The following is a 16,226-nucleotide window of genomic DNA, read 5'->3' on the forward strand; positions in this document are numbered from 1 at the left end:
GAAGTTCCTTCTCAATAGCCATGCGATGATTCTCTCCTTTCCATCATCATGGCCTCGCGCACAGAATTCCCGACAGTCCCGCGACCGCCGGTCGAATTCGATTCGCCAGCCATCGCTCAGTTTGTCAAACGTGTCGGCGACCTAGCTGATGAGGTGAATGCGATTGAAACCGGCGAACGGGAAATGAACGAGCGGCTGTTCCAGCTCTATGCGTTGACAGCGGACGAACGGCTTCTTGTTGAAAACGATCATATGCGCCGCCGCGAAGCCTGAAACCGCTCGTCAAACGACCTATCGAACTCCTAGATAGTCGCCATGGATCAGTTTTCGCTTTTCGAGACCGAACGAGCCGTCACGGAGCCTCGCGCTCCCAATGTCGCCTATATCCGCAAGCACCTCAACCGACTGCTTCAGCTTGCCCGCAAAGCTGAGCGGCTGCCATGGAGCGGAGCCGAGACAGCTAGCTGGGAGAAACTGTTTCCGGAGCTGACGCTGTTGCTTCCGCAGGAAGAGGGCGAGGCTTTGCGGGCTGCTTTTGCGTCGGAGCTGGAACGGCTTAAGGCGGCGTAAGGGCGGAGACAAGTGAAAGCAACCGTTCCACCCTTCGCCGAGTTCTTCGTGCCGGTTCTCCGGGCGTTGGACGCTCTCGGGGGCTCAGCTTCGATCGAAGAGATTGACGACAAGACCGCTGTGTTGATGAACATTTCCGACGCGGCGCGGGCAGTGCTGGTTGGCGAAGGGCCAAGATCGAAATTCGACTATCGCTGCGCCTGGGCGCGGAGCTGGCTGAAGAATGCGGGCTTTACGAACAACAGTGAGCGCGGCGTGTGGACTCTGACGGCCGAGGGACGTGCGGCGCTGTCACTTGATCCGGACGAGACCGTACGGCGCGTAAGGCGAGCAGATGCCGCGTTGCGCAAGGCGAAGGTTGTCGTCACCCCGGAGCGCGTAGAGGTTGAGGCGGAAGCCGCCGAAATTGCCTTGAAGGATTGGCGTGAGCAATTGCTCGATGTTCTCTTGGCGATGGACCCAGCAGCGTTCGAGCGCTTGTGCCAGCGGCTCCTCCGAGAGGCGGGTTTTATCAAGGTCGAAGTGACCGGAAGAAGCGGCGACGGTGGTATCGACGGTACCGGCGTGTTGCGGCTCAACCTGCTTTCATTCCACGTGCTGTTCCAGTCCAAGCGTTGGAAAGGCTCGGTCGGGGCAGGCGTTGTGCGTGACTTTCGCGGCGCCATGGTAGGGCGGGCAGACAAGGGCCTGATTATCACCACCGGAATTTTCACGGCGGACGCTCGGCGCGAAGCCGTGCGCGATGGAGCGCCGGCTATCGACCTGATCGACGGCGATGGATTGTGCGACCTGCTGAAGGAGCAGAAGATCGGCGTGCGGGTGAAAATGGTTGAAGAAGTGACCGTGGACGAAGCGGCGTTCGCTGGGTTTTAGCCGTTACGCCGGCGGGACAGCGGCCCCCCTTTGGTCTGCCGGCCATCTCCCCCTCAGGTGGGGAGATTGGCTAGTCGCAAGCGCCGGCGTTGCCCCTCATCCGCCCTTCGGGCACCTTCTCCCCGTATGACGGGGAGAAAGGAAGTGGGTGCTTAAGCAAACGCCCCATGACAATGCTTGTACTTTTTCCCCGACCCGCACGGGCAGGCTTCGTTGCGGCCGACCTTGCCCCAGGTGGCCGGGTTCTTCGGGTCGCGGTCTTCGGGGGCAACGATGGCGTTGGTTTCCTGGCGGACCAGCACGGCCGTCTCGCCGCCTTCGAAATCGTCTTCGCCGGTGCTGCCGTCGATATGGCTGCCGAACATGTCGGGGGCTTCGGGCGGCGGCGCTTCCGCCGCCTGGCGGACCAGTTCGACGCGCATCAATTGCGCCGTGACGGCTTGGCGCAGATTGCCCAGCATCGCCTGGAACAGCTCGAACGCTTCGCCCTTGTACTCCTGCAGCGGATCGCGCTGGGCATAGCCGCGGAAGCCGACGACCGAGCGCAGATGGTCGAGATTGACGATGTGCTCGCGCCACAGATGGTCGAGCGTCTGCAGCACCACGGAACGCTCGACATAGGTCATCACGTCGGGGCCGAAGCGCTCGGCGCGCTCCTTGGCGGCGGCTTCGGCAGCCTGGCTGACGCGCTCGCGGATGTCGTCCTCGGCAATGCCTTCTTCTTTGACCCAGTCCTCGACCGGCAGATCGAGATTGAGGAATTCGGCGATCTCGGCCTTGAGCCCGGCGACGTTCCACTGCTCGGCATAGGCGTTTTCGGGAATGTTCTTGGCGACGATCTCCTCGATGACGCCTTCGCGCATCTCGGTGATGGTCTCGGACAAGCCTTCGCCGTCCATCAGCTCGATGCGCTGCTCGAACACCACCTTGCGCTGGTCGTTCGAGACGTCGTCATATTTCAACAGGTTCTTGCGGATGTCGAAGTTGCGCGCCTCGACCTTCTTCTGCGCCTTTTCCAGCGCCTTGTTGATCCACGGATGGATGATTGCCTCGTCTTCCTTGAGGCCGAGTTTCTGCAGCATGCCGTCCATGCGCTCGGAGCCGAAGATGCGCATCAGGTCGTCCTGCAGCGACAGGAAGAATTTCGAGCGGCCGGGATCGCCCTGGCGGCCCGAGCGGCCGCGCAACTGGTTGTCGATGCGGCGCGATTCATGGCGTTCGGTGGCGAGCACATAAAGACCGCCGGCGGCGAGTGCCTTTTCCTTCAGCCGGGCGATGTCGTCGCGGATTTCCTTTTCCCTGGCCTCGCGCTCGGGGCCGGCCGGCATCTCGCCAAGCTCCTCGGCTATGCGCATGTCGGCATTGCCGCCGAGCTGGATGTCGGTGCCGCGGCCGGCCATGTTGGTGGCGATGGTGATGGCGCCGGGCTTGCCCGCCTGGGCGACGATCGCCGCTTCGCGCTCGTGGTGGCGGGCGTTCAGCACCTCGAAATCTTTGAAACCTTCCTTGCGCAGGCGTTCGGCCAGTTGCTCGGACTTCTCGATGGAAGTCGTGCCGACCAGCGTCGGCTGGCCCTTGGAGCGGGCTTCCTTGATCTCCTTGACGATCGCCTTGTATTTCTCCTCGACCGTCCGGTAGACCTCGTCGTCCTCGTCAATGCGGATGACCGGCAGGTTGGTCGGGATCTCGGTGACGTCGAGATTGTAGATGTTGGCGAATTCCTCGGCCTCGGTCAGCGCCGTGCCGGTCATGCCGGCGAGCTTCTTGTAGAGGCGGAAATAGTTCTGGAAGGTGACCGAGGCGAGCGTCTGGTTCTCCGGCTGGATCGCCACATGCTCCTTGGCCTCGAGCGCCTGGTGCAGGCCTTCCGAATAGCGGCGGCCGGGCATCATGCGGCCGGTGAACTCGTCGATGATGACGATCTCGCCGTTGCGGACAATATAGTCCTTGTCCCGCTGGAACAGCCGGTGCGCCTTCAATGCGTTGTTGACGTGATGGACGATGGCGACGTTCTCGACGTCGTAGAGCGACTCGCCCTTGAGCAGACCGGCATCGCGCAGCATGTTCTCCAGCTTTTCGGTGCCTTCCTCGGTGAAGATCGAGGTCTTCTGCTTCTCGTCGATCTCGTAGTCCTGCGGCTGCAGCTGGATGATGAAGGTGTCGATGGTGTTGTACATTTCCGAACGGTCCTCGAGCGGACCGGAAATGATCAGCGGCGTGCGGGCTTCGTCGACCAGGATGGAATCGACCTCGTCGACGATGGCGTAGCTGTGACCGCGCTGCACCATCTGGGCGCGCTCGTATTTCATGTTGTCGCGCAGATAGTCGAAGCCGAGCTCGTTGTTGGTGGCGTAGGTGACGTCGGCGGCGTAGGCGACGCGCCGCTCCTCGTCGGACAGGCCATGGACGATGACACCGACGTTGAGGCCGAGGAATTTGTAGACGCGGCCCATCCATTCGGAGTCGCGCGTGGCCAGATAATCGTTGACGGTGACGACATGGACGCCATTGCCGGCGAGCGCGTTGAGGTAGACCGGCAGCGTCGCCACCAGCGTCTTGCCTTCGCCGGTGCGCATCTCGGCAATGCCGCCATTGTGCAGCACCATGCCGCCGATCAGCTGCACGTCGAATGGGCGCATGCCAAGCACGCGGCGGGCGGCCTCGCGCACGGTGGCGAAGGCCGGCACCAGGAGGTCGTCGAGGCTGGCGCCGTTGGCGAAGTCCTGGCGGAATTTGTCCGTGCGGGCCTGAAGCTCGGCGTCGGAGAGCGCCCGCATCTCGTTTTCCATGGCATTGATCGCCTCGACGCGGGGCCGGGTCGATTTGACCCGACGATCGTTGGAGGAGCCGAAAACCTTACGGGCGAGACCGCCGAGACTGACCATCCAATGGCCCTTTCGATAGCATTCCAAGTCGTTGCGACGGGCGCCGGCCGGCCCCCATCAAATCCACGCGAACGCGGACAAACGCAAAAAGCGCCCGGAAAACGGTTCTGGACGCAAAGTCGTTGGACAGATAAGAGGGGGCTCATTCGATGTCAACGCCGCGCTCGCCCTGTCGACCGCGCCAAATTCCGCCACAATCCTGCTGGTCTGGAAGCCATTCCGCTCTAGCTACCCCGCTTTGGAGATAATCGTAATGTCCTTGTTGTTCCGCCGTGCGTCGCTCGCCAGCCTTGGTCTGGCATTCGGCCTGTCGGCCCTCTCGCTGTCGCCGCTGATGGCACAGGAAGCCGCCCCTGCCCAGCCGGCCGCGCCCGCCCCGGCGGCCAAGCCGGTCGATCCGAACGCCGTGGTCGCCACCATCAACGGCCAGACGCTGACCGAGGCAGACCTTGGGCTTGCCGAGGGCGAGCTGTCGCAGCAGTTCGCGCAGCTTCCGCCCGAGCAGCGCCGCGCCGCGGCACTGTCGGCGGCGATCGAAATCCGCGTCATGGCGGCTCAGGCGGTGACCACCGGCCTCGACAAGGATCCCGACTTCCAGCGCCGCATGGCCTTCCTGCAGCAGCGCGCGCTGCATGGCGAAATGGTCGAGAAGGGCGTCGTCGACAAGGTTACCGATGCCGAGGTCCGCGCCCGCTACGACCAGGAAATCGCCAACACGCCGCCCACCAACGAGGTGCACGCCCGTCACATCCTCGTGAAGACGAAGGAAGAGGCAGACGCCATCATCAAGCAGCTCGACGGCGGTGCCGATTTCCAGAAGCTTGCCAACGAGCACACCAGCGATCCGAGCGGCAAGACCAGCGGCGGCGATCTCGGCTGGTTCGGGCCTGGCCAGATGGTGCCGGAATTCGACAAGGCGGCGTTTGCGCTGGCGGTCGGCAAATACACCGAGCAGCCGGTACAGTCTCAGTTCGGCTGGCACGTCATCAAGGTCGAGGACAAGCGCACCAAGCAGCCGCCGGCCTTCGACGAGGTCAAGGACCAGGCCCGCCAGGCGGTCATCCGCGACAAGTATTTCGCGCTGGTCAAGTCGCTGCGCGCCAACGCCAAGGTCGACATCCCCGATGCCAACCTGAAGAAGACCGTCGACGCACTGGAAAGCGCGAAATAGGCCAGATTGAGCTACGACAGGGCGCGCTGCCGCCCTGTCGCTTCTATTTGGTAGGGCGAACGATGATGCGTCGACGCCGCCGCCGGACCGCCGTGGCATCGCCGGCATCGTCAGCGATGATGCCTTTCAAGACATAGCCGACCGCCCTGTGCAGCGTCGCTTCGTCCTCGTCGAGGCGGTTCGTCAGAAGATGCGTCCAGGCGTACGAGCCGATCAGGTCGGCGACGACAGTGGCATCGACGTCGGCTGCCACCTCTCCCCTTGCCTTGGCGCGTTCGACCATCTGGCCGGTGTGGACGCGCCGCCCTCTTGCGTATTCGGCAAGGGCGGCGGCCGCTTTTTCGTCCGACTGCGCCTCGGCAATCAGCGATCTGAACACGCTGCCCGACGATGTGTCGCGCCAGTGCGCAAACAAGCTCTTCAGGAAGCCGACGAGGTCCTGCTCAAGGTTCCCGGTGTCGGGATTGTCGACACGCTTTTGCCGCTGGTAGACGTCGAGCAGCAGAGCGGCCTTGCTTGGCCACCAGCGATAGATCGTCGGTTTTCCGGCGCGCGCCCGCCGCGCCACCGCCTCGATGGAGAAGCCGGAATAACCGGCTTCGACCAGTACCGCTTCGGCGGCGTCGAGAATGGCATCGGCGCTTTCGGGGCTGCGCCGTGCGCCGGCTGACTTGCGCCCGGGATCGGTGGTTTCGCCCATCTCGTCTTCCTTGCCGATGATCTCAGCAGCCATCTTACACAGCCCCTTGACGAAACGAAACGATCCGTTTCATATGTAACGGAACGTTCCGTAACGATAAGAAGAACAGCAATGACTTCGACTGTCGCCACGCGTTTTTCGCGCTTGCGCTTCGCCCTGCTGGTGCTGCTCGGCGTCTACCCGCTGATCACTGCCATTTTGTACATGGTTTTTCCGCTGACCAAGGAGTGGCAAATCTGGCAGCGTACACTGGTCATCGCGCCGCTGATGGTCTCGATCATGATCTGGGGACTGATTCCGGGCGTGCAGCGGGCGTTTCGCGGGTTCATTAACCCAGCGGTCCGGTGATGTTCATTCCAGCGCCTGCGACGTTTCCGACGCAACGCGCCACTCGCCGTCGGCCAGCACGAGTTCCAGCATGACCCGTGCCTTGCCGGTCAGCCGCTGCGCCGAGTGGTCCTTCGGCACATAATCGTAGGTCATGGCGAAAACCGCATCGGCGCGGTCCTTGCCGTGCGGCGTCACCTCAAGGCTGCCGGGCTCAAGACCGAACGACCACGACGCCCATTGCGCGAACCACTCAGTCTTGACCTTGACGATGGCCTCGCTGTCGTAGCGCGTGCCGTAGATGGTGGCCGACGCACCGTAAAGCCGCTTGACGGTCTCGCGCATCGCCTTGGCATCAGGCGCCAGATAGTCGTGGCGCAGAAACTGCTCGATGGCGCCCTTGTCGCCGACGGAGCGTTCGAGCGCTGCGACCTCAGACGCGGGCGCCGGGGTGATGGCCGGTTTCGGTGGCTGGGCACTGTCTCCGCCCGGCACGAATTCGAAACGCTCGAGCAGCGATCCCTGCTCCCAGGGACGCTGCGCCTCGCGCGTTGCGGAAACGACATCGCGGCGCACCGCGATCATCATGTCGTTGATGCTCTGTCCGGGCTCCGCCATATGCCGCAAAAGTGCCGCCGCAAAGGGCGAGTTGCGCCCCGTCCCGTCCATTGCCACAGCGCCGGGCGCCGTCGAGAAGGCAATGAATGAACCGCGTGTCGACTCGAACTGGGCGAGGCCGGCGAGAGCCGTCGCCGAGCGCGTCGTGGCGCTGCGGCTGAGACTTCGCGCAAACGGGTTGTTGCGGCAGGCATCGAGGAAGACCAGGCTGACTTTGGTCTGCTGCTCCATGATGTCGAGGACCTCGTCGATCGGCACGGCCTCGAGCTGGAGCTTGACCGGCATGTCCAGCCTGGCGTCGACCGGCACGATGAAGTTGCGCCCGTCGACCTGCAGGCCGTGGCCGGCATAGTAGAACAGCCCGGCACCGGCGCCCTGCAGCGCATCGGAGAATTCGCCGATCTTGCGTTCGAGCTCGCGCTTGCCGAGATCGTTGCCTTCGATCACTTCGAAACCGATGGCGCGCAGCTTGTCGGCAATGTCGAGCGCATCGTTGACGGGATTGGCCAGCGTGCCGGCTTTGGCGTAGCTGCCGTTGCCGACCACAAGCGCCACGCGCCGCGCCGTCTGCGCATCCGCGCGCAGCAGCAGAAAGCCCAGAAACGCCAGTGCCAAGACCACAAGCCTGCCCATGGGGCAGGATCATAGCGCTATCGGCCGCAGCGATGCCAACAAATTTGCAACAGCCCTGCTTGCGGCATGAGGCAGTGTCAGGCGTCCGGCACCCGTAACGGCTGTGAAAACGGCTTGCGCCGACGCGCGCTATCGGGCAAACCGGCGTTCCTTTCGCGATTTTCCCGCCCGGGGTCTTCCATGTCCGCACAGGTTTCGCCGCTCGCGCCGAAGAAATATGCCAAGATGCCGACCATCGAGGGCGTGCGCATCGCCACCGCCGAGGCCGGCATAAAATACAAGAACCGCACCGACCTGCTGGCCATGGTGTTCGACGCCGGCACCACCGTCGCCGGCGTGTTCACCAGGTCGAAATGCCCGTCGGCGCCGGTCGACTTCTGCCGGCAGAACCTCACGGCGGGCAAGGCGCGCGTTCTGGTCGTCAATTCCGGCAATGCCAATGCCTTTACCGGCCAGAAGGGCCGCGCCTCGACGGCACTCACGGGCGAGACGGCGGCTAAGGCGGCCGGCTGCACAGCGGGCGAGGTGTTCCTGGCCTCGACCGGCGTCATCGGCGAACCGCTCGATACTGGTAAGTTCAGCCACCTGCTGGCCGGGCTGATCAAGGACGGCAAGCCGGAATTATGGACCGAAGCCGCCAAGGCAATCATGACCACCGACACCTATCCCAAACTGGCGACCGCGACGGTCAAGCTCGGCAATGCCGACGTCACCATCAACGGCATCGCCAAGGGCGCGGGGATGATCGCGCCCGACATGGCGACGATGCTTTCCTTCATCGCCACCGATGCGCCGATCGCAGCACCGGTGCTGCAGGATCTGTTGTCGCGCGGCACGGCCAAGACCTTCAACGCGGTCACCGTCGACAGCGACACCTCGACCAGCGACACGCTGCTGATGTTCGCCACAGGTGCTGCCGCCAGGCGTGGCGCGCCGGCGATTTCCGACCCCAAGGATGCGCGCCTCGGCGCGTTCCGCCGTGCCCTCGGCAAGGTGCTGAAATCGCTGGCGCTGCAGGTGGTGCGCGACGGCGAGGGCGCCCGCAAGCAGGTCGAGGTCACCGTCACCGGGGCCAAATCGGCCCGCTCGGCCAAGCGCATCGCGCTGTCGATCGCCAATTCGCCGCTGGTCAAGACGGCAGTCGCCGGCGAGGACGCCAATTGGGGCCGTGTCGTAATGGCCGTCGGCAAGGCCGGCGAACCGGCCGACCGCGACCTTCTGTCGATCTGGTTCGGCGACAACCGCCTGGCATTTCAGGGCGAGCGCGACGCCGCCTATTCCGAAGCGGCGACTTCGGCGTATATGAAGCGCGACGAGATCCGCATCCGCGCCGATATCGGCATCGGCCGCGGCAAGGCGACGGTGTGGACCTGCGATCTCACCAAGGAATATGTCGCCATCAATGGCGATTATCGGAGCTGATGACATTGGCTTCCAGACATCCGGCAAGCGTGTTGGCGATCGTGCGCCGCTACGAGGCGGCCGGCTTTCGCGCCTGGCCGGCGGCCGCCGTCCATTATGATGGCACCTGGGTGGTGCGGCTGACGGCTGGCCACCCGGCCAAGCGGCTGAATTCGGTCAATCCGCTCGATCCGGGCGACATTCAGCACATTGCCGAGCGCATCGGCCGCGCCAGCCGTCGCTTCGACGCCTATGGCAGGCCGCTGACCTTTCGCATCTCGCCGCTGTCGGGGCCGGATCTCTCAAAGTACCTCGACAGCGAGGGCTGGAGCACATTCGCGGAGTCGCTGGTCATGCGGCTGCCGCTGGCGGACGCCATGCTCGACGACGCCATGGACCAGATTCCGTTGAAGGACATCAGCCGTTTCATCGGCGCGGCGCTCAAGGTGAGCGGCTCGGATGTGTCGCTGCGGCCCGGCCTGTCGGAGATCATTGGCGCCATCCAGCCGGAGGCCGGGCTGTTTGCGCTGGAGAACGGCAGCGAGCCGCTGGCAACGTTGATCTGCGTGCATGACGGCGACCTTGCCGGGCTGTTCGAGATCGCCACCGACAGATCGGTGCGCAACCAGGGCCATGGCCGCCACCTCATCCGATCGGCGCTGAAATGGGCGCGGCTGCGTGGGGCGCGGGAAGCCTGGCTGCAAGTCGAGGCGGACAACGCACCGGCGCTGGCGCTTTACCGTTCGCTCGGATTCGACGAAGTCTATCGCTATCACTATCGCCGGCCACAAGGCGCATGAGCGGCTCAGACACGGTCGGCAAGCGCCTGCTCCTGGTTGCGGCCTGCGCGCTAGTCGATGCCGACGGGCGCGTGCTTTTGGCGCAGCGGCCCGAAGGCAAGCAACTCGCCGGCCTATGGGAGTTTCCGGGCGGCAAGGTCGAGCCCGGCGAAACGCCGGAACAATGCCTGATCCGCGAACTGTATGAGGAGATCGGCATCGAGACCGATATCCCTTGCCTGGCACCACTCACCTTTGCCAGCCATTCCTACGATGATTTTCACCTGCTGATGCCGCTGTTCGTCTGCCGTCGATTCCGCGGCATTGCCCAGCCAAAGGAACGGCAGGTGCTGAAATGGGTGCGGCCGCGCCAGATGGGCGATTTTCCAATGCCGCCGGCCGATGCCCCGCTCATCCAATTCCTCATCGATCTGCTGTAACGGCCGACCTTGGACATTTCCGCGAAGCGATATCAGCAGCGTTAATGAAAGATTTATCTGGCCGTGAAAAATTGACGCAAAGCGGTTACGCCGATTCCATCGCTGGGGAGCGATTTGCATGAGCTTCGACAAGGACTGGGACTTGCCTTGGCCCGATCGCCTTCCTGGCGCCGTCAATGCCGGCATGGGAATATTGCGCATCACCCTTTTGTTCGGCTCGGCCGCGGTGGCTCTGGCCTTGATCGCGACACCCTACCTCGACAGCCGGACCCGGTCGCAGTTTGCCCGCGACGGCCTTGATACGATGAGCACCGGCTCGATCGGGCAGCACGACAGCTATACGCTGCGCAAGAGCGTGCTGCAGCCGCTGCCCAGTTCGGTCTGCGTCATTCGGGCCGATGGCAGAAGCAGCGGTGACTGCTGACGTCCTCAACAGATATCTGAAAGCGCGTCGCGTTCGACCGGCCTCATGCGACGCGCTTATGTTTCGATGCATGTCGTTATCGCAAAACCGCTGAACACTTTTGCGCGACATGCATTGGAATGCAGCTGTTTCACCGCGCGTTAAGCCTGTCACGTTAACCTTTCTTAACGGGTCGGCGCTAGGTTCCGGCAAGAGGGATGGGCGCCCATGAAAATCTTGCTGCAACGATTTTTAGAAGACGAGAGGGGTGCGACGGCTATCGAATATGGTTTGATCGTGGCCGTGCTGTCGCTTGCCATTGTCACAGGCATCGGCCAGGCTGCCGGTGCGATCGAGTGGCTGTTCAGCGACAACAGCAGCAGGCTTGCCAACGCATTTGCGCAGTGATTCGCTCGGCTGTTGCGCAGGGCTACGCCTAGCTTTTGCGCAGGGATATGCTCAGGGGCCGCCGGGGTTTTCCAGGATCGTCTTCAGCGATATTTTTGCGGAGCCCGGCTTCAGCGGTTTTTGCTGAGAGGCATCGGGCGCCCAGCCTGACATCCAGACCACCGAGAAACTCGCCCTGACGCGGCCATCGGCGTCCGAAAACCGCTCCGCATAGATTTCGGCGGCGCGCGCGAACAGCGCTCGGGTGCCCGGCCGTCTGCTGCGGTCGACAAGCGCGCTGGTCTCGCCCATTGCGCGCAGGTCGGCGACCAGGCCAAAGAGGGAATCGTAGCGCACCGTAATCGTCTCGACGTCGGCAACCGGCAGCGCCAAGCCGGCGCGCTGCAGCAGCACGCCGGCGTCGCGGACATCGGTGAACGGGATCACACGCGGGCTGGCGCCGCCGTAGAGCTCGGTCTCGGCGGCAAGCAGGCTTTCGCGCAGTTCGGAGAGCGTGCCTATGCCGGCGAAGGCGCCGAGGAAAAGCCCGTCCGGCTTTAGCGCCCGGCGGATCTGCACCAGCATGCCGGGAATGTCGTTCATCGCCTGCAGCGACAGCAGCGAGACAGCGAGATCGAGGCTTTCCGGCTCGAATGGCACGGTTTCCAACGGCGCCACCACTCCTGGCCGGCCGTCGAGGAAAGCGGCGTCGGCCTCGACGCGCACGTTTTCCGCTACCTTGCCGCTTTCTGCGAGCACCTCTGCTGCTGCCGGCGTCTGGCAAAACAATGAGGTCGCCTTGCCGAACTTGCGTTCGACGGCGCCGAGCCGGTCGGCAAGATCCTCGGCGGCCCGCCGCATGAGGAAATCCGCCCCGGCGATAGGGCGGGCCAGTGCCCGACGCTTGTGCGCCAGCCAGAGCGAGGTGTCGATTACAAGCTGCAATGGGCAGGTCCTTGAGCTTCGCTCTCTGATATAGTGATGCGGAGGACCAACCACGTGGCCGATCCCATGCCGGAGATCAAGCGTATTGCGATCAAGAGCATTGCCCGCAAGGCATTGAGCTGGCCGGCGCGCCTGTTGTTCCCGCCGGTCTGCGCCGGCTGCCGCCGCCATGTCTCGCAACCCGGCGTGTTGTGCGGCGCCTGCTGGCCGAAACTCAGGCTGCTGGAACGGCCATGGTGCCCGGTGATGGGCACGCCGTTCACCCACAATATGGGTGAGGGGTTCCTGTCGGCGGAGGCGATAGCCGACCCGCCGCCATTCGAGCGCGCGCGCGCGGCGGTTGCCTATTCCGGCGTTGCCCGCCAGATGGTGCAAGGGCTGAAATACCAGGACCGCACCGATCTGGCGCCGTGGATGGCGCGCTGGATGCTTCGCGCCGGTGCCGAGCTCATCGCCGAGGCCGACGTGGTCGTGCCGGTGCCGCTGCACTGGCGGCGCTTCTTCAGGCGGCAGTTCAACCAGTTGGCGGAACTGGCGCGGGCGGTGGCGCAGCTCGGCGATCGGCCCTTCGCGCCATCAGCCATCAAGCGCGTCAAACTCACGCGCCAGCAGGTCGGGCTGGAGCGGCGGGAACGCGAGGAAAATGTGCGCGCCGCATTCACAGTGCCTGATGAAGCGGAAATCGAAATCGCCGGCCGCCGGGTGCTGTTGATCGACGATGTCTACACCACCGGCGCCACGGTCCGTGCGGCCGCCAGGGCGTTAAAGAAGGGCGGTGCCGGCGCAATCGACGTACTGACCTTCGCGCGCGTGCTGCCGGGGGACTTTCGGGCCGACGAATCGGCGCCTATATAGCCTATATGACAGCGGAACGAGGCAGGGTTGCTGACCGATGGTCGATGTGACGATCTACACGCGGATGATGTGCGGCTATTGCACTGCGGCCAAGCGGCTGCTCGACAGGAAGGGTGTCGCCTACACCGAGCACGACGCCTCCTTCTCGCCGGAGCTGCGCCAGGAGATGATTTCCCGGGCTCACGGCCGTTCCACCTTTCCGCAGATATTCATCGGCGACACGCATGTCGGCGGCTCCGACGATCTCCACGAATTGGAGGCGGAAGGACGGCTGGACAGATTGCTCGCCAACGGCTCGGCCAGGTAAGGACATGACGATGAGTGGTTTCAAGGCGGCGGCGATCCAGATGCGATCGGGAACCAGCCCGGAGCGCAATGCGGTCGATCTGGAACGGCTGGTGCGCGAGGCGGCAGGCCTGGGCGCGAGCTACATCCAGACCCCGGAAATGACCGGCGCGCTGATCCGCGACAGCCAAGCCCGGGCTGCTTCGTTCACCTCCGAAGACAAAGACATCATCGTCTCGACGTCGCGGAAGCTGGCCAACGAACTCGGCATCTTCCTGCATATCGGCTCGACCGCCATTCTGCGCGCCGACGGCAAGCTCGCCAACCGCGCACTTCTGTTCGGGCCTGACGGCGCCACGATTGCCACCTATGACAAGATCCACATGTTCGACGTCGATCTCGACAATGGCGAGAGCTGGCGCGAATCCGCCGCTTATGAGCCGGGCACGCAGGCTGTCGTCACCGAAATCGATGGCGCGAAGCTGGGCTTTGCCGTCTGCTACGATCTGCGCTTCCCGCAGCTGTTCCGCGCCGAGGCGCTGGCCGGCGCCGATCTGCTTGCGGTGCCCGCCGCCTTCACCCGCCAGACCGGCGAAGCGCATTGGCATGTGCTGCTCAGGGCGCGCGCCATCGAGAACGGCGCCTATGTCGTCGCCGCCGCGCAAGGCGGAGTGCACGAAGACGGCCGCGAAACCTATGGCCATTCGCTGATCGTCGATCCCTGGGGCCGCATCATCGCCGAAGCAGCGCATGACGAGCCGGCGGTGATCGTCGCCGAAATCGACCCGGCGCAGTCGGTCGCAGCGCGCAAGAAGATACCGAACCTCAAGAACGCACGCGATTTTGCCGTCAACGCCGGTCCGGTGGACGCGCTGCCGCTCAGGGGTGCCGCCTCTTGATCCGCTTTTCCCTGACCTGCGAGCACGAGCACGAATTCGAAGCCTGGTTTCGCAGCAACGACGATTTCGACACCCAGAAGAAGCGCGGTTTCGTCGATTGCCCGGCCTGCGGCTCGCGTAAGGTCGACAAGGCGCTGATGGCGCCCGCGGTCTCGACCGGGCGCAACCAGGAAAAGATCGCGCTCGCCATGGGCGAGGCCCAGAAGCAGGCGCTGGCGCAATTGAAGGCCATGGCCGAGAAGGTGCGCGAGAACGCCGATTATGTCGGCGACAAGTTTGCCGAGGAAGCGCGCAAAATCCATTTCGGCGAGAGCGATCCGCGCGGCATCTATGGCGAGGCGACGCTGGAGGAGGCCAAGAGCCTCGCCGACGACGGCGTCGAGTTCTTGCCTATTCCCAGCTTCCCGGACGACCGCAACTGATCCGTCAACTTGCCCGGGACATAACGAGGCATCTCCGCCAGGCCGCGCCATGACCGTGAAGGTCGGCGCCGTCGCCAGCGACAGCCGACCGCCGGCGTCGAGGGCGGCGGTGCTGCCGCCCCCTGCACAGGCGTCTGCAGTTTCATGCCGAGCAGCAAGGATGGGCTTCTCGGGTAGTCGTTTCGCTGCTTCTTTCGTGCCCACTGCTTGACGGGCTTGCTTCACTTGACGGGCTTGCTTCCGCATAGGCTGCAAACTGGCGTTCAAGCGCCTTGACCGCACTGCTGCGCCAACCCTCCGCCACGGATTCCGACATGGGATCGGGGAAGATTTCCTCCTCGCCGTTCTCCACGCCGTCCAGGATCGCTCGCGCAACAGACTCCGGAGAGGCCTTCGGGATGTCCAGGCCCCGTGTCATGTCCGTGTCCACGGGGCCGGGAAGGACCCTGTGGACGCTGACACCCCGTCCGGCCAAGAGGGTGCGCAACGACTGTGACAGTGAGAACGAGGCCGCCTTCGAGATCGAGTAAGCCGGACTGAACGGCACGGCAGCAATAGAGGCCAGCGACAGAATGTTGACGATGGCTCCCCGCGACCGGGCCAGCAACGGCAGCAGAGCCTGGGTCACGTCATACGCGCCGAAGAGGTTTACGGCGAGCTGTTGTTCGAGCACGCGACGGTCGCTGAGGTCGTCGAAGGGCGATACGCCGGCGTTGTTGATGAGGATATCGAGAGCATCGATTTTCTCGACGGCCTCCCGGATCTGCGCGGCGTTCGTTACATCCATGGTCAGGGACGTTACACGCCGGTCGGGGTGAGCCATGGCTTGGCGGGTTGCGGCATAGACGCGCTTTACGCCTCTGCTGAGGGCTTCCTCGACCAGTGCCCGACCGATGCCCCGATTGGCTCCAGTCACCAGGATAGTTGTGCGTTCGATCTTCATTGCGTCTCTCCTAGTGCTTATCGCTGTGTTCGAGCTCAGTGCATAATCGCGCCGCAACTCAGGCGCGCCGCAACTCAGGTTGGCTACAGTCGCCATTCTCGATACGACTGGTTGGTGAGATGGACTTAGCGCCGGATGTCGAAGCCATGGGAGTGACAAGTGTGACGGGATTCCGATGGACTCGCTGATCACGGCCGCGGCGCATGCGCTCGCGGCGGGCGATCCGCTCGGCGCCTTGAAACGGGTTGCGCTGCGCGACGATGCGCCGGCACTTGCGTTGCGCGGTATCGCGATGGCGCAGCTTGGCGACCTGGTTCGGGCGAAGGTTCTTCTCAAAAGGGCGGCGCAAGCATTCAGCCCGAGGGAGGCCGTGGCCCGCGCGCGGTGTATCGTCGCCGAGGCCGAGATCGCGCTCGTCTCGCGCGACCTCGCCTGGCCGGCCAAGGCACTCGACACCGCGCGGGCGACGCTTGAAAAGCATGGCGATCGCGTCAACGCCGCGCATGCGCGCAACCTCGAAGTTCGGCGCCTGCTGCTGATTGGTCATCTCGACGAAGCCGAGCGCAGCCTGGACGGCTTCGATCCCTCGCCGCTGCCGCCGGCATCGCGGGCCGCCCACGAGCTGGCTGTCGCCGGCATCGCCATCCGCCGCTTGCGGACCGGTCCTGCGCGCGCCGCACTCGCCCTGGC

The 16,226-nt window shown here is 64.1% G+C and carries 19 protein-coding genes and 1 pseudogene; 15 read left to right on the forward strand and 5 right to left on the reverse strand.

Annotated elements, in window-relative coordinates; genetic code table 11:
* Positions 1 to 48 precede the first annotated feature (48 nt).
* Genes NKH43_RS33665 through NKH43_RS33675 form a run of 3 tightly spaced genes read left to right on the forward strand, consistent with a single transcriptional unit; the run spans position 49 to position 1,443 of the window.
* Positions 49 to 273 (forward strand): hypothetical protein, encoded by a 225-nt coding sequence (locus tag NKH43_RS33665; protein WP_352861799.1) that lies wholly within the window; start codon positions 49 to 51, stop codon positions 271 to 273.
* A 42-nt stretch (positions 274 to 315) separates the two neighbouring features.
* Positions 316 to 570, forward strand: coding sequence for a hypothetical protein (locus NKH43_RS33670; protein ID WP_352861800.1), 255 nt, complete (start codon positions 316 to 318; stop codon positions 568 to 570).
* A 12-nt stretch (positions 571 to 582) separates the two neighbouring features.
* A complete protein-coding gene (locus NKH43_RS33675) occupies positions 583 to 1,443 on the forward strand; it encodes a restriction endonuclease (RefSeq protein WP_352861801.1) in 861 nt (286 codons plus the stop codon).
* Positions 1,444 to 1,595: 152 nt separating this feature from the next.
* On the opposite strand, the gene secA is transcribed toward NKH43_RS33675, so the two are convergent.
* Positions 1,596 to 4,328 carry a preprotein translocase subunit SecA gene (gene secA, locus NKH43_RS33680; protein WP_352861802.1) on the reverse strand — a complete coding sequence of 911 codons (2,733 nt, stop codon included), beginning with the start codon at positions 4,326 to 4,328 and terminating at the stop codon, positions 1,596 to 1,598.
* 253 nt (positions 4,329 to 4,581) lie between these two features.
* Here secA and NKH43_RS33685 point away from each other — a divergent pair, with 253 nt between their 5' ends.
* Entirely contained in the window at positions 4,582 to 5,499 is a 918-nt protein-coding gene (locus NKH43_RS33685) for a peptidylprolyl isomerase (protein ID WP_352861803.1), read from the forward strand.
* 43 nt (positions 5,500 to 5,542) lie between these two features.
* On the opposite strand, the gene NKH43_RS33690 is transcribed toward NKH43_RS33685, so the two are convergent.
* Positions 5,543 to 6,199 carry a TetR/AcrR family transcriptional regulator gene (locus NKH43_RS33690; protein WP_352861814.1) on the reverse strand — a complete coding sequence of 219 codons (657 nt, stop codon included), beginning with the start codon at positions 6,197 to 6,199 and terminating at the stop codon, positions 5,543 to 5,545.
* A gap of 111 nt (positions 6,200 to 6,310) precedes the next feature.
* Here NKH43_RS33690 and NKH43_RS33695 point away from each other — a divergent pair, with 111 nt between their 5' ends.
* Positions 6,311 to 6,547, forward strand: coding sequence for a putative antibiotic biosynthesis monooxygenase (locus tag NKH43_RS33695; RefSeq protein ID WP_352483537.1), 237 nt, complete (start codon positions 6,311 to 6,313; stop codon positions 6,545 to 6,547).
* A gap of 3 nt (positions 6,548 to 6,550) precedes the next feature.
* Here the strand turns inward: NKH43_RS33695 and NKH43_RS33700 are convergent, their stop codons facing one another.
* Entirely contained in the window at positions 6,551 to 7,777 is a 1,227-nt protein-coding gene (locus tag NKH43_RS33700; RefSeq protein WP_352861804.1) for a caspase family protein, read from the reverse strand.
* Positions 7,778 to 7,957: 180 nt separating this feature from the next.
* Here NKH43_RS33700 and argJ point away from each other — a divergent pair, with 180 nt between their 5' ends.
* From argJ to NKH43_RS33725, 5 genes are all read left to right on the forward strand, one after another.
* Positions 7,958 to 9,199 (forward strand): bifunctional glutamate N-acetyltransferase/amino-acid acetyltransferase ArgJ, encoded by a 1,242-nt coding sequence (argJ, locus tag NKH43_RS33705; RefSeq protein WP_352789490.1) that lies wholly within the window; start codon positions 7,958 to 7,960, stop codon positions 9,197 to 9,199.
* Positions 9,199 to 9,978: a GNAT family N-acetyltransferase gene (locus NKH43_RS33710; RefSeq protein ID WP_352641400.1), complete on the forward strand. Its 780-nt coding sequence runs from the start codon at positions 9,199 to 9,201 to the stop codon at positions 9,976 to 9,978. Before argJ ends, NKH43_RS33710 begins: the two co-directional genes overlap by 1 nt.
* A complete protein-coding gene (locus NKH43_RS33715; RefSeq protein ID WP_352861805.1) occupies positions 9,975 to 10,397 on the forward strand; it encodes a (deoxy)nucleoside triphosphate pyrophosphohydrolase in 423 nt (140 codons plus the stop codon). Before NKH43_RS33710 ends, NKH43_RS33715 begins: the two co-directional genes overlap by 4 nt.
* Positions 10,398 to 10,515: 118 nt before the next feature.
* Positions 10,516 to 10,821 (forward strand): hypothetical protein, encoded by a 306-nt coding sequence (locus NKH43_RS33720; RefSeq protein ID WP_352861807.1) that lies wholly within the window; start codon positions 10,516 to 10,518, stop codon positions 10,819 to 10,821.
* A 207-nt stretch (positions 10,822 to 11,028) separates the two neighbouring features.
* Positions 11,029 to 11,208: a Flp family type IVb pilin gene (locus NKH43_RS33725; protein ID WP_023721039.1), complete on the forward strand. Its 180-nt coding sequence runs from the start codon at positions 11,029 to 11,031 to the stop codon at positions 11,206 to 11,208.
* Between the two features lie 51 nt (positions 11,209 to 11,259).
* On the opposite strand, the gene NKH43_RS33730 is transcribed toward NKH43_RS33725, so the two are convergent.
* Positions 11,260 to 12,132 (reverse strand): methyltransferase domain-containing protein, encoded by an 873-nt coding sequence (locus tag NKH43_RS33730; protein ID WP_352861808.1) that lies wholly within the window; start codon positions 12,130 to 12,132, stop codon positions 11,260 to 11,262.
* A gap of 54 nt (positions 12,133 to 12,186) precedes the next feature.
* On the opposite strand from NKH43_RS33730, the gene NKH43_RS33735 reads away from it, so the two are divergent.
* From NKH43_RS33735 to NKH43_RS33750, 4 genes are read left to right on the forward strand one after another with little or no spacing between them, the layout of a single operon-like run.
* A complete protein-coding gene (locus NKH43_RS33735) occupies positions 12,187 to 12,987 on the forward strand; it encodes a ComF family protein (protein WP_352861809.1) in 801 nt (266 codons plus the stop codon).
* A gap of 37 nt (positions 12,988 to 13,024) precedes the next feature.
* Positions 13,025 to 13,294, forward strand: coding sequence for a glutaredoxin 3 (gene grxC / locus NKH43_RS33740; protein ID WP_023721036.1), 270 nt, complete (start codon positions 13,025 to 13,027; stop codon positions 13,292 to 13,294).
* Between the two features lie 10 nt (positions 13,295 to 13,304).
* A complete protein-coding gene (locus NKH43_RS33745) occupies positions 13,305 to 14,171 on the forward strand; it encodes a carbon-nitrogen hydrolase family protein (protein WP_352861810.1) in 867 nt (288 codons plus the stop codon).
* On the forward strand, positions 14,168 to 14,593 hold the full coding sequence (locus tag NKH43_RS33750; protein ID WP_352483544.1) for a DUF1178 family protein: 426 nt from the start codon (positions 14,168 to 14,170) through the stop codon (positions 14,591 to 14,593). The genes NKH43_RS33745 and NKH43_RS33750 overlap by 4 nt, the downstream gene beginning before the upstream one ends.
* A 142-nt stretch (positions 14,594 to 14,735) precedes the next feature.
* On the opposite strand, the gene NKH43_RS33755 is transcribed toward NKH43_RS33750, so the two are convergent.
* Positions 14,736 to 15,536, reverse strand: coding sequence for an SDR family NAD(P)-dependent oxidoreductase (locus NKH43_RS33755; protein WP_352861812.1), 801 nt, complete (start codon positions 15,534 to 15,536; stop codon positions 14,736 to 14,738).
* Between the two features lie 175 nt (positions 15,537 to 15,711).
* On the opposite strand from NKH43_RS33755, the pseudogene NKH43_RS33760 reads away from it, so the two are divergent.
* Positions 15,712 to 16,226 (forward strand): annotated as a pseudogene (locus NKH43_RS33760) (helix-turn-helix domain-containing protein); the annotation flags it as partial.

It is taken from the genome of Mesorhizobium sp. M1163 (assembly GCF_040318415.1).
In the GTDB taxonomy this organism is placed as follows: Bacteria; Pseudomonadota; Alphaproteobacteria; order Rhizobiales; family Rhizobiaceae; genus Mesorhizobium.

Coding starts and splice junctions, on each gene's coding strand:
- NKH43_RS33710 (WP_352641400.1), top strand. CDS start 9,199: ATGACATTGGCTTCCAGACATCCGGCAAGCGTGTTGGCGATCGTGCGC.
- grxC (WP_023721036.1), top strand. CDS start 13,025: ATGGTCGATGTGACGATCTACACGCGGATGATGTGCGGCTATTGCACT.
- NKH43_RS33665 (WP_352861799.1), top strand. CDS start 49: ATGGCCTCGCGCACAGAATTCCCGACAGTCCCGCGACCGCCGGTCGAA.
- NKH43_RS33695 (WP_352483537.1), top strand. CDS start 6,311: ATGACTTCGACTGTCGCCACGCGTTTTTCGCGCTTGCGCTTCGCCCTG.
- NKH43_RS33720 (WP_352861807.1), top strand. CDS start 10,516: ATGAGCTTCGACAAGGACTGGGACTTGCCTTGGCCCGATCGCCTTCCT.
- NKH43_RS33755 (WP_352861812.1), bottom strand. CDS start 15,536: ATGAAGATCGAACGCACAACTATCCTGGTGACTGGAGCCAATCGGGGC.
- NKH43_RS33690 (WP_352861814.1), bottom strand. CDS start 6,199: ATGGGCGAAACCACCGATCCCGGGCGCAAGTCAGCCGGCGCACGGCGC.
- NKH43_RS33685 (WP_352861803.1), top strand. CDS start 4,582: ATGTCCTTGTTGTTCCGCCGTGCGTCGCTCGCCAGCCTTGGTCTGGCA.
- NKH43_RS33670 (WP_352861800.1), top strand. CDS start 316: ATGGATCAGTTTTCGCTTTTCGAGACCGAACGAGCCGTCACGGAGCCT.
- NKH43_RS33725 (WP_023721039.1), top strand. CDS start 11,029: ATGAAAATCTTGCTGCAACGATTTTTAGAAGACGAGAGGGGTGCGACG.
- NKH43_RS33715 (WP_352861805.1), top strand. CDS start 9,975: ATGAGCGGCTCAGACACGGTCGGCAAGCGCCTGCTCCTGGTTGCGGCC.
- argJ (WP_352789490.1), top strand. CDS start 7,958: ATGTCCGCACAGGTTTCGCCGCTCGCGCCGAAGAAATATGCCAAGATG.
- NKH43_RS33700 (WP_352861804.1), bottom strand. CDS start 7,777: ATGGGCAGGCTTGTGGTCTTGGCACTGGCGTTTCTGGGCTTTCTGCTG.
- secA (WP_352861802.1), bottom strand. CDS start 4,328: ATGGTCAGTCTCGGCGGTCTCGCCCGTAAGGTTTTCGGCTCCTCCAAC.
- NKH43_RS33745 (WP_352861810.1), top strand. CDS start 13,305: ATGAGTGGTTTCAAGGCGGCGGCGATCCAGATGCGATCGGGAACCAGC.